Origin of the sequence: Flavobacterium sp. FlaQc-57, assembly GCF_044007395.1 — a bacterium.
Lineage (GTDB): Bacteria > Bacteroidota > Bacteroidia > Flavobacteriales > Flavobacteriaceae > Flavobacterium.
Map to the genome: position 1 here is coordinate 173,570 of NZ_JBIPDA010000003.1, position 13,120 is coordinate 186,689.

At 34.0% G+C, this 13,120-nt stretch carries 8 protein-coding genes; 7 read left to right on the forward strand and 1 reads right to left on the reverse strand.

All coding sequences use genetic code 11. From position 1 onward, the window contains the following. The first annotated feature begins 246 nt into the window (after positions 1–246). Both ACHRVZ_RS11735 and ACHRVZ_RS11740 read left to right on the forward strand, forming a co-directional pair. Positions 247–1,533, forward strand: coding sequence for a Glu/Leu/Phe/Val dehydrogenase (locus ACHRVZ_RS11735; protein WP_395422635.1), 1,287 nt, complete (start codon positions 247–249; stop codon positions 1,531–1,533). 154 nt (positions 1,534–1,687) lie between these two features. Next, on the forward strand, positions 1,688–2,911 hold the full coding sequence (locus ACHRVZ_RS11740; protein ID WP_395422636.1) for a sterol desaturase family protein: 1,224 nt from the start codon (positions 1,688–1,690) through the stop codon (positions 2,909–2,911). Between the two features lie 407 nt (positions 2,912–3,318). On the opposite strand, the gene ACHRVZ_RS11745 is transcribed toward ACHRVZ_RS11740, so the two are convergent. Next, positions 3,319–4,917 (reverse strand): DUF6377 domain-containing protein, encoded by a 1,599-nt coding sequence (locus tag ACHRVZ_RS11745; RefSeq protein ID WP_395422638.1) that lies wholly within the window; start codon positions 4,915–4,917, stop codon positions 3,319–3,321. Positions 4,918–5,400: 483 nt separating this feature from the next. Here ACHRVZ_RS11745 and ACHRVZ_RS11750 point away from each other — a divergent pair, with 483 nt between their 5' ends. The 5 genes from ACHRVZ_RS11750 (at position 5,401) to ACHRVZ_RS11770 (ending at position 13,106) form a co-directional block, all read left to right on the forward strand. Next, a complete protein-coding gene (locus ACHRVZ_RS11750) occupies positions 5,401–5,925 on the forward strand; it encodes a DUF5004 domain-containing protein (RefSeq protein ID WP_395422639.1) in 525 nt (174 codons plus the stop codon). 8 nt (positions 5,926–5,933) lie between these two features. Beyond that, positions 5,934–7,016 (forward strand): hypothetical protein, encoded by a 1,083-nt coding sequence (locus ACHRVZ_RS11755; protein WP_395422641.1) that lies wholly within the window; start codon positions 5,934–5,936, stop codon positions 7,014–7,016. Positions 7,017–7,037: 21 nt separating this feature from the next. Continuing rightward, positions 7,038–10,058 (forward strand): SusC/RagA family TonB-linked outer membrane protein, encoded by a 3,021-nt coding sequence (locus ACHRVZ_RS11760; RefSeq protein ID WP_395422642.1) that lies wholly within the window; start codon positions 7,038–7,040, stop codon positions 10,056–10,058. 25 nt (positions 10,059–10,083) lie between these two features. Further along, positions 10,084–11,595, forward strand: coding sequence for a RagB/SusD family nutrient uptake outer membrane protein (locus ACHRVZ_RS11765; RefSeq protein ID WP_395422643.1), 1,512 nt, complete (start codon positions 10,084–10,086; stop codon positions 11,593–11,595). A gap of 266 nt (positions 11,596–11,861) precedes the next feature. Then, positions 11,862–13,106, forward strand: a complete 1,245-nt coding sequence (locus ACHRVZ_RS11770; protein ID WP_395422644.1) for a glycoside hydrolase family 71/99-like protein — start codon at positions 11,862–11,864, stop codon at positions 13,104–13,106. Positions 13,107–13,120: the final 14 nt, after the last annotated feature.

A 13,120-nucleotide genomic window follows, 5' to 3' on the forward strand; every position in this document is an offset into this window, starting at 1 on the left:
ACAATGCGATGAAATGGCGTTAATAGAGAAAGTACTTGTTAGTTATTTTTTTTTTAGCCTTTCATGCACCATGAAAGGCTTTTTTTAGAACTATTAAAAAATATAGAAATGAGATCGAATAGAAATATAAATAGTATGATGCAAAGTTGTTTGATGAAAATACCGTGTTGCAGTCTTATTTACAAAACAGATTTTCAATAAGTAAAAGATAAACTAAAATAACCCCAATTTTAAAAGATATATATTATGAGTACAGAAATTATCAAACAGAATCCCTTTCAATCTATGATTGATCGTTTTAATATTGCTGCAGACATTCTTAATTTAGATGAATCAATAAGGCAAAAATTACAGCGCCCCGAGAAACAAATTGTAGTCAATTTTTCTATTACTTTAGATAATGGCGCACAGCAAAATTTTGAAGGATATCGTGTAATTCACAATACAGCTTTAGGTCCGTCAAAAGGCGGAATTCGTTATGATACTGCAGTGAATCTCGACGAAGTGAAAGCGCTTGCTGCCTGGATGACGTGGAAATCTGCAGTAACCGGAATCCCGTTTGGAGGTGCAAAAGGTGGAATTATTTGTGATCCAAGAAAACTTTCTAAAACAGAACTGGAAAAAATTACCAGAGCTTATACTAAAGCTTTAGCTGATATTTTTGGACCGGAAAAAGATGTTCCGGCTCCAGACATGGGAACCGGACCAGACGAAATGGGCTGGTTAATGGACGAGTTTTCGTTGGTTCACGGTAAAACAATTCATGCCGTTGTAACAGGAAAACATTTGCATTCAGGAGGTTCATTAGGTAGAGTAGAAGCTACAGGAAGAGGTGTGAGTATTATTACATTATTAGCACTTCAAAAACTAAAACTTAGACCTGCAAAATCTACAGTAGCGATTCAGGGTTTTGGAAATGTAGGATTGCATTCGGCTTTATTTTTATACGAAAAAGGACTTAAAGTCGTTGCTGTCAGCGACGTTTCTGAAGCATTTTATAATCCTGAAGGGCTTAATATTCCAGAATTGATTTTGTATTATAATTTGAATAATAAAAACATTAAAGGTTATCCAAATTCGGTTGCGATAAAACACGAAGATTTATTGCTACTTGATGTCGATGTGCTAATTCCTGCTGCAAAAGAAGATGTTATTACACAAAAGAATGCGAGTGATATTCGGGCTAAAATTATAGTGGAGGGTGCCAATGGACCAGTTTCTTCTGATGCTGATAAAATATTGCATGACAACAACGTTTTGGTTGTTCCTGATATTTTAGCAAATGCCGGAGGAGTAACCGTTTCGTATTTTGAATGGCTTCAGAATTCGCTTTTAGAATCGTGGAGAATTCATCAGATTAATACCCGATTAGAAGATATTTTAGAAAAAGGATTCGAAACTGTTTTTAGAATTGCTGCCAAACACAATGTAACGCCGCGTATTGCTGCTTACATAATTGCTTTGCAAAAAGTTGCCGATACTCAAGCTGTAAAAGAAGTAGCACTAGAGGCACCAAAATTTAAGCAAAACTAAAAATAGATTTTAAAAATTTAGAGATTATTTTCATTGGTTAATGAAATCATTTTGTTCTAAAAATGAGTTGTTAATCGATGAAAATATCTTTGTTTTTAAAGTTATAATGAATTGTATTTTAGTTTTTTACAAACAAATAAATTTGATTTTAAAAATGGAACATATTAATTTTCTTGCTTTCGCAATGCCTGCCTTTTTTCTTTTCTTGTTTTTAGAATTTAAATTAGCGCAACACAAAAAAAGACCGGAAATTTTTAATTATGAAAGTTCAGTTTCAAATATTAGTATTGGAATTGCAGAGCGATTAATCAACTTATTTATTGCCGCAAGTTTTTATCAATTGTATTATTTCATTTATAACAATTACAGCATATTCGATATTCCGAATAATGTATTTATATGGTTTGCCTTAATTCTGGCAACAGATTTTGTTTGGTATTGGTATCATAGGTTGGGGCATGAAGTTAATTTTTTCTGGGCGGCGCATATTGTGCACCATCATAGTGAAGAGTTTAATTTTACTGCAGCCGCCAGAATTACAACTTTTCAGGCAATTGTTAGAACTGGATTTTGGTGTATTTTACCTTTAGTTGGTTTTCATCCGTCTATGGTAATTACAATGCTTATTGTTCATGGTGCATATTCATTTTTTACGCATACACAGCTTATTGGTAGAATAAAATGGCTCGAATATGTTTTGGTAACTCCTTCGGTTCATGGTGTTCATCATGCGTCTGACGAGAAATATTTAGATAAGAATTATGGCGATATGTTTACCTTTTGGGATCGTCTTTTTGGAACTTTCCAGGAAGAGGAAGAAAAACCAAAATACGGACTAACGCATCCATTAAAAAGCTACAGTTTTTTGTGGCAGCATTTTCATTATTACTTTGAAATTTATGAATTATGGAAGCGTGCTGAAGGTTTTAAAGACAAATGGAGTGCCGTTTTTGGAAGCCCAGCACATATGGATCAGGATATTAGGCCAACATTAGAAAAACGTTTTTTGCAGGATAAAGCTAATCCGCATCAACGACTTAGATTTAAGAATTATCTCTATATTCAATTAGGAGTATGTACTTTGTTTTTAACCATTTTTACCTATTATTTTGAATATTTAAATACAGTTGATAAAGTCTTTGTTTTGTCTTTTATTTTGATCACATTGATTAACTGTGGCGCTTTACTGGAACAGCGAAAATGGATGTATTATCTTGAATATGCACGTATTTTTATTGTAACTACTTACTTTTTATACGAAGAAAATTTGATTTCCTTTTTCTTTGTTCCATTGGCCATTATGATTTTTGCTGAGCAGTTATTTTCTCTTAGTACACGTTATCAGAATGTTGTTCTTCAATTAGAAACTTCAGAATAAAGAATAAAGAATAAAGAATAAAGAATAAAGAAAATAGAATAAAGAGAATAGAATAAATAAAAAAAGAGACGCTTTGAGATGTCTTTTTTTTTATAAATTAGAAGATTTTAAAGTTTTTTATTCGAGTTGTTTTATTTTAAACAAGTCCCAACGGGACGTCATATTTATAGAAATTTATAAGTTCATTTGATAGAACCCCAGCGGGGTGAAATATATTTATAAGTCGCTAAATAAAAATGAGATGCCGCTCCTCTGGAGCTTTTACTACGTGATGAATAAATTTTTGCTATAAATATATTGCTCCGATGGAGCAACTAAAAGCAAATTTTTAATCTTTTTTTTGACAGATTAGAAGATTTTAATTCTGTGTTAATCCGTTCAATCGGTTTAAATCTGTGGACAATAATTTATATCGTTTTAATCGCCATAATCTTCTCTTCAAAAGTATCTTTAAAATCTGATTTGCTTTTTATTCTTGTTTTGTACGTATAAATTGTAGCTACAGAGAGTTCCAGAAATTCGGCCATTTGATTACTGTCCTGAATTCCTAATCTATAAAGAGCAAAAATGCGAAGTTCGGTATTTAAAAGTTCGCCTTTTTTGACAATACATTTATGATCATTCGGAAATAAATGGTTGAAATCTGCTACAAAAGTTGGAAATAATTTCAGAAAGATTTCATCAAATTGGTGAAAGAGATTTTCGCGTTCTTCCTTTACATTATAACGTTTTAAACTTGCGATAACTTCATCGGTTTTCTTGGTGATGATTTTGTGTAAAGTACTTTTCTGAATGTGATCTATTTTGTTAATGAATGCTGAAGTTGCCTTGATAAAATACGTAATATATTCTTCTTTAATGGCGTTGGCTTCACTCAAACTAACATTCATTTCTTGTAGTTGTGCGTAGGATGAAGCCATTATTTTTCGCGCTTTATTTCTTTCCTTTAATTGTTTAAATATAATAATCGAAAACAAAATAATAATCAATGTCAAAATTGTCAATAGAATGATAATCTTTTCGAGTTTGTCATTTTTATCTTTTACATTGTTGAGTTGCGCTTTTTCGATAATAGGCAATATCGATGAAATTTCAATTTTACGATGTCTGGCATTGTAAAATGTTGCGTCATCCATAGCAATATTGATGTATTCATTTGCTTTGTCCAGGTACCCCATTTTAAAGAGTTCGTTGGCTAAGTTTCTAAGTGCTACGGTTTCTTTAGTAGCATTTTTAACATCGGCAATAGCGGCAAGTGCCAAGTAGTAAATGGCCTTTTTTGTATATCCTCTTTCAGAATAAATATACCCTAAACTCGAAGTTGCTATGCCGTAATAATCTGGAGGAAGTTTATAATTATTAATCCAGTAACTAAAGGCAAATTCGGCACCACGCCAATCCTGTTGTTTTAATCGTTTTAAACTTTCGGCGGCCCAATATTCATTAGTGTTAGTACCAATTAAGGCTAATGCTTTTTGCAGGAAATGATTTCCTTGTTGTACGTAATGAATATTAAAGCGCTGGTCTTTATTATAATCGGCCAGATCATAATAGGCGCGGGCTTTTATAGAATAATATTCAAATTTATTTTTGAGATCAAGTTTTTTGTCGTCAATGACATTTAGTGTATCGATAGCTTCTTTAAAAAGACCGGACGAAAGCAATACAAAACCTTCTTTAATACGGCTTTTGGCTAGATATTTTGGTTCTTTTAATGCAATTGCCTTGATTTTGGCTTGATCTAAATAATAGTATGCCGAGTCATATTTAAAAGATTTATATTCATCGAACAACCTCATATAATTATCATAAAGCTGTTCGTTGTTTTGACTTAAAGTAAACTTAGATACATTTTTTTTCAACGCTTCTATTTTGCGATATTTCTGTTTTAAGTATATATCTTTTTTAAGAAGCACATTATCTAATTCTTCTAAAATAGGATTTGTCTCTTTAGCAGCTAGAGAAAAACCTGCAATGAAAAAATATAGAATTACTATTCTTCGCATGTTTTTGGTTTGGTTTAGGGATAAAAAATGTTTTGGTTCTGTTAGGTTTTATACTTTATTGTACTTCAAAAATAGTTTAAGAGTTGTTGATTAGCAACTTTTAAATATTGGGTAGCTTCTTTTGTAATTTTTATTTAAAACTTTGGAATATAGAGAGAAAGTAGACTCGAAATGTTAAAAGTAGTCTAATAACTTGCAATTATACAATAAAAAGCAATTAAATATATGTATAGTGAAAAAATAATATGTTTTAATTTAGATATTGTCATTTTTACCATTAAATATTTGGCTTTTTAGTCTAAACATAACCTTGATTTTTGTATTTGTTTAAATTGTGTAATTAACTGATTTTTAAATACTTACTATTTGAATTGTCTGATTTATATCTTGATTTTTTACGGATGTTTTTTTTTAGATTTATTTAACATCTAGCTTCGTACTGTCCTTTTAAAGGGATGAAAAAACTAACAAAAACCAAAATTTATGAGATGTAAAAGTATTTACTGGTTAGCTGTTATGATGTGTTTTTTTGCCATTGGCTGCGATAACACAGATGACGGAAGCTACGTTGATCCGATTACCATTTATGAGAAAGTAAATGGAAATTGGGGATTAACAAATTTGAAAATGGTTGATGAATTTGCTAAGGTAAATAAGATCGAACCAAGTGAAGAAAACTTGAGTACCTATTTCAACTACGAAGATTTTAAAATCAAATTTAATGTAGACGAAAAAAACAGCCCCACAAGTTATGAAGTTTCGGGTAATGTTCCGCCCCTTTTTGCCCCAAAGGGATATTGGAAACTGAGTTCTGATTTTCAACCTGTAAACGCAACTGGGCCCACTAAAATTTACTTGTACAGCGATGCTCAAAAAACTCAAAAAACAGACGAACTCCTAATCACATCAATTCCGGGTAAAAATGGAGAGATGGAAATTAAGTTAGCACATAGCTCTGGCGGTGTTGTGTTTGTGTCTTATGTATTTAAATTAACTACCATTAATTAAAAAGTAATATGAAAAAATTTATATATACAATTTTACTTGCCCTTTTGATGGCTCCTAATTTTATGCAGGGACAAGAAAATGTTGGAGCAGTAAGCAGTATGTCATCACTTCCTGTAGTATACAAATATGATGAAAAAGTTACTTGGTTCTTCGATCTTTCAGGAACTACTTATGCGGAAACCGAAGATCTTTATATGTGGATTTGGTCACCATCAGAACCAGATGCTGGGAATTGGGAAAACTCTTCGGATTTTGCAAAATTAACGCACGTAAAAGATAAAATATGGAGCTTTACTTTAACTCCAACGGCATATTTTTCTAAAACTCCTGCTGAAATTGCTGCAAGTGCAGGATTTTGGTTTCGAATTAAAAACAAAAATGGATCAAAACAAAGTGACGTAGGAAATATGCCTTACACTGATTTTTCTTCATTTTACACTGCTAATGAGCTGATCAGAGCTTACCCTACAAAACCAACAATCGATAAAGGTTTAAGTATTTTATTTAATGCTAATCTGGCTCCGGGATTTGCTGGTGCAACAAGTGTGCATATGCATAGCGGATTGAATGATTGGGATATAAAACAAGAATACCAATCGTGGCTTCCGGATATTGCAGCCAAAACAAAATTAAAGGATCTTGGAAATGGTTTCTATAAAATGGATTTGGTTCCAAAAGACTATTACAATGCACCTGACGGTTACGAAATGAAAAACCTGGTTTTTCTGATGGTCAAAGACGATTGGGCAGGAACGACTCCAAATCAGGTTTTATATGCAGGCGCTTATGTACCGCCACCGCCGCCAATTTTTGGTTTTTTCCCTTTGCAAATCAGTCAGAAAGATTTTCTTGGAATGTCAAGAAAAAATAATGAGTCTGGGGTGAACAAATTAATTTACACCATTACTGCAGGAAGCAAAGTAATTAACGGTGAGTTTACTGGTGGAACAGCAGAGATAAAAGGATTTGTCAATTTGGTTTCAGAGTTAAACGGTATTCCAAATTTAACAGAGATTCATGTTTTGGTAAAAGACAACAAAGACAAAACGATTTCGGATACTACAATGCCTCTTAAAATTTTAGACAAATAATTCACTATCAAATTAAAACATATGAATAGTAAAAATACAAAAATAGTCCTGCATCAAATGTGGACTACTAAATCGATGGTATTCATGATTTTCATGCTTTTTCTTTCGGCAGGAATGTTTGCTCAGGGAAAAAAGCATGTTACAGGAACCGTTTATGACAATACAGGAAATGTGTTGCCGGGAGCTTCTGTTATTGAAACAGGAACCAGAAATGCAACGACAACAGATTTTGACGGAAAATTTACGCTTGATGTAGCCGTAGGAGGTGCTATAGAAGTTTCTTTTATTGGCTCAACAACTCAAAAAGTTCCCATTACTGAAGCTACAAAAGCAAATCTGGACGTTCGCTTACAAAACGACGGTTATATGCTTGCTGAAGTTCAGGTTGTTTCTGTTGGATATGGAACACAAAAAAAATCAGATTTAACAGGCGCCATTTCGAGTGTGAAAGCCGATGATTTAGTAAAAGGAACAATCTCATCTACAGAGCAGGTTTTACAAGGAAAAGTAGCGGGATTAAACATCATTCGTCCTTCTGGAGATCCCGCTGCGGGTTCTACAATACGTTTGCGTGGAGGAACTTCATTAACAGCAAGTAACAGCCCTTTAATTGTTGTTGATGGTATTGCCGGAGTTGATATCAATATTGTTCAGCCTTCAGATATCAAATCAGTAGACGTTTTAAAAGATGCTTCGGCGACAGCCATATACGGATCAAGAGGAGCAAACGGTGTAATTATCATTACAACCAAATCTGGAACAAAAGGAGTTTCTGTAACCTACAGCGGATTATCAAGTGTGGGTTATGTGGCTGACAATTTAGATCTTTTATCAGCAAATCAATGGAGAGGATATGTGCGCAGTACCGGAAATAAAGACGCTGTTGATTTTGGCGGAAATACAAACTGGCAAAAAGCAATAGAGCAAACTGCGATTTCGCAATCACATACTTTAAGTATTAATTCAGGGAAAGCAGACGGTGGTTTTAGAACCTCACTTTCTTACCTAAACAATGAAGGTGTTATTAAAAAAACTGGTTTAGAAAGATTAAGCGGAAATATTAATGCCTATCAATATCTTGGTGATAACAAAGAGGTGAAATTTGATATGGGTTTGTTTGCCAATGTAGACAAATGGCATCCTATAGATTATCGAATTTTTGAACGTTCGTACAATCTAAATCCAACCATTCCGATATATGACTCTAATGGGAAATTTTCAAATATAATTAATACGCTTTACGAGAATCCGGTTGAAATATTAACAGACAGAACAACTGATAATGAAAGACACAGGTTGTTAGGATATTTTAAAACAGAAGTCAAATTTTTAAAAGATTTTCTTGCTGTAGCCAATATTTCGTACGAACATAATGCGGTTCAGGCGAACACCTATAAACCAAGTTATGCAGTTCTTGAAGGAGCTACAGAAGGTGGTTATGCCCAAAAAACATATTCAGAATTTGCCAATGCACAAGGAGAATTATATGTGAACTACAATAAAGTAATTGACAAACATACCATTGGAGCTCTTGCAGGATATTCTTATCTGGAGAATATTTACGAAGGTTTTGGCGCACAGCGTAGTGGTTTTGTAACTGATGCTTTTAGTTATAACAATTTAGGAGCTGGTTACAGATATCGTTTAGGAGATGTTTATTCTTATAAAGGAAAATCGAATTTAGTTTCGTTCTATGCGCGTGCAAATTATTCTTACGACGGAAAATATTTACTGACAGGTACAGTAAGAAGAGATGGTTCAAGCCGTTTTGGAGACAACAATAAATGGGGTACATTTCCATCAGCTTCAGCAGCCTGGAAAATTTCAAGTGAAGAGTTTATGAGCTCGACAAAAGGCTGGTTAGACAATCTGAAAGTGAGAGTAGGTTATGGAGTTACGGGTAATCAAGACGGAATTGGAGAGTATAAATCACTTTCGATTTTAGGTGTTGGAAATGATAGCTATTACGATCCGGTTACAGGAACTTGGAGTTTGGCTTATTCTCCACAGCAAAACCCGAACCCTGACTTAAAATGGGAATCAACAAAACAATTGAATATTGGTTTAGATTTTAGTCTTTTCAATAGAATTACAGGTTCATTCGAGTATTATTCAAAAAACACAAGCGATTTATTATATACTTACGAAGTGCCTCAACCTCCTTATTTAGTTGGAACAATGCTGGCAAACGTAGGTGAAATGTCTAACAAAGGAGTTGAACTTACTTTGAATGCAGACATTATAAAAGGCGACAAATTTTCATGGAATGCCAATTTAACTTTGGGGCACAACGTTCAAAAAATCGAAAAACTATCTAATCCTACTTATCAAACAGATGTGATTTATAGCGGATCACTGCATGGTTTATCAGGTATGTCCGGACAGTATTCTCAAATTATAGCCGAGGGTTATGCTGTTGGAACTTTCTGGGGATTCAAAAATGCGGGACTTGATGCAAATGGTAAAATTCAGTACTATAATGCAGCTGGAGATATAGTTGCAGAAAATGCTTTAGTAGATGCTGATAAAAGAGACTTAGGAAATGTTCAGCCAGATTTGACTATGGGGCTTGGAATGAATTTTACTTATGGAAATTTTGATCTTGGAATTTCAGGATACGGAATGTTTGGTCAAAAAGCATTAAATGCTACTAATATGATGTTAAACGATCCAAACAGATTACCAACTTTCAATGTTCCGGATAAGTTCTTGAATAGCGGTATAACATCAGCACCAAAATATTCAGATTATTGGATTGAAGATGCTTCTTTCTTCAGACTTCAAACTGTTTCAGTTGGTTATACGATGCCTTTAAAATACAAAAAATCAAAATTGAGAATTTATCTTATGGGAGAAAATCTTGCCGTATTTACAAATTATAAAGGTGTAGATCCTGAGATTGGTTTAAATGCGCAGGACGGAATTAATCAAACCGGAGTGATGGATCAAACCGGATTGGCAGCTCCCGGAATTGACAGATATAATAATTATCCTCGACCAACAACCATTTCTGTTGGATTAAATTTTACGCTAAACAATTAAGCGAATTAACTCAAAAATATAGAAAATGAAAATCAAAATAACAGCAGCGTTATTAGTAAGCGTGCTTTTTACGATATCATGTACCAATTTAAATGAAGATTTATATGATAAAGTAGAAGACGGAAACTTTGGAAACACGCCAAAGGAAGTTGATGCATTAGTTGGTGGAGCTTATTCTTCTTTAAGAGGATTTTCCGATAATATATCAAACAATTTTCCAACTAGTGAATATGTGTTCTTCCTGAATGAAACGGTTTCAGATGAAGCTACTATCCCAACAAGAGGAACAAACTGGTACGACGGAGGTCAATATCAGGACGCACAAAAACATACCTGGAAAGCAGATAACCGTATGATACTTTCGGCTTGGCGCTACAACTATACCGGAATCGCAAAAATCAATTCGATCATCTATCAGGTAGATAAATCATCTTTGACAGCTGCGGCAAAAGCACCAATTTATGCTGAATTAAAGGCGCTAAGAGCTTATTATTACTACAATCTTTTGGATTTATTTGGAAATGTGCCAATTGTAGTCAATTTTGAAGATACCTCTTTACCATCAAATTCTACCAGAAAACAAGTGTATGATTTTGTTGAGAAAGAATTACTAGATGCAATTCCGCACTTAACATCAAACATCGTGTACTCCAAATTGACGAAAAATGTGGCGTATTCTATATTGGCAAGATTGTATTTAAACTCTGAAGCATTTATTGGTACAGCGCGTTGGCAGGATTGTTTAGACATGTGTCAGAAAGTTGGAGGGTACACTTTAACACCAGATTTCTTTGCCAATTTTGCAACGCAAAACGAAAAATCGCCTGAAATAATTTTCGCAATCCCTTACGATTCAAAAGCCGGAACGGTAGGAAATTATATGAACTCAATGTCTTGTCACTATTTGCATAAATTAACCGTTTCTGCAATAGGTGATTATCCTTGGAGCGCCAACGGAATGTGTGCACAGCCAGGAGTTTATTCTGCCTTTGCAGATACAGACAAAAGAAAAAAATGTATGGTTGCAGGTGACCAGATTAATTTGGCAACAGGGCAGGTTATCGTAATGGATAACGGAGAACCTTTAACGTATACTGAAGAAGTAACAAGTGTTGCAGATGCCAAAGATAATCAAGGCGTTCGTTTAGGAAAGTACGAAATGAAAGCAGGCGAAACCTGGGAACGTGATCATGATTTTGTTTTGATTCGTTATGCCGAAATTTTAATGATGCAAGCCGAATGTTACGTTCGTTTAGGATCTCCAGATTTGGCAAAACCATTTTTACAACAAGTCACAGCACGTGCAGGAGAAGAAATGCCGGCAGTAATCGATCTTCATTTTATAGATCAGGAATTGCTTAAGGAATTTACTTTTGAAGGAAGAAGAAGAACAGACAACATTCGTTTTGGAACATTCTTTTTACCATGGTGGGAAAAAGGAACAACTGAAAAATACAGAGCTATTTTCCCTATTCCAAGCACAGTTTTAACGACAAATAAAAATCTAAAACAAAATCCCGGTTATCCTGTTAACTAGATTTTGAATGTCAGTTTTCCACGTTGGTTAGTCGTGGAAAGCTGACATACTTTATGCTTATTTTAAACACATAGAAACATAGATTTTATGTTTAGAAATTAATAAAAAAGAGAATAAAAAGAAACTAGTTTCTCACACATAGCTATGTGTTTTGATGAAAGTGAAACGCCTTTTCAGACTATGAAAAACTATGTTTCTATGTGTTTAAATATTTGCACAAAGTGAATTGGAAAAGCAATTCCATACGCTATAAAAAATAAATTTATATGAAAAGATCTATCACATTATTGTTTTTTGGGATCATGAATATTTTAGTCGCTGCAGGTTGCAGCAGCGATGATAAAAATTCAGATACACCTACAGAACCAGAAACACTTGCACCTGTTGCGATTGAAAAAACAAATAGCACCAAAATTTATGTTCATTATATGCCTTGGTTTGAAACCAACGAGAGTAGTGCCGATAAAAAATGGGGATATCACTGGACAATGACCAACAAAAATCCGAACAACATAGGTGCAAACAATCGAAGAGAAATTGCGTCCTATTATTATCCGTTAATTGGCCCATATCATTCAGGCGATAAAAATGTGATCGAAAATCATTTGTTATTAATGAAGTATTCAGGAATTGACGGTGTTTTAATTGACTGGTATGGCACTTTCGACGTAAACGATTATCGAATGGTAAAAGAAAATACAGAGCAACTTATTGCCATGTTAAACAAAGTGGGATTAGAATATGCCATAGTTTACGAAGACAGAGTTACAAAAAATGTTGTCGATGCGGGAAAAGCAATTTCAGTAACCGGCGCAGCCAAAACAGATTTAGCATATATGCAAGCCAACTATTTTGATGATAAAAATTACATCAAAGTAAACGGAAAACCTTTACTGCTCAATTTTGGTCCAATAGTATTGCAAACACCGGCCGAGTGGACAAACGTTTTTAATACATTAACCATAAAACCAACTTTTTTAACCCTTTGGGATCAATCTGTTGAAGCAGGTAATAATGCTTCGGGAGAATATGCGTGGGTGTATAAAAACAGCACTTATCTCACTAATTTTTATACCAATACAAAACCTAAACTTTCAGTAGCAATAGGAAGCGCTTATCCTGGTTTTAAAGATTTTTATGCTGAAGGTGGTGGTGGAGCAGCTATTGGCTGGACCATAGAACCCAATAATGGTGCGACTCTCGATGAAACACTTTCTTTAGCTAAAAACGCCAATTTAAACTACCTGCAACTAATCACATGGAACGACTTTGGAGAAGGAACAATGTTTGAACCAACAGTAGAATTTGGATACTCGTATATCGAAAAAGTTAAAGCATTTTCCGGAGTTAAAAATACCGAAACTGTTTTTCCTGAAATCAGTAAAATGTACAATCTGCGAATAGAAAAGAAAGGCAATGCCGATGCCCAGAAAAAATTAGATCAGGCTTTTAATTATTTTGTCTCAATGCAGCCCGCAAAAGCAAAACAGTTACTAAACGAAATTAAATAAGAGTTGTAATTAAT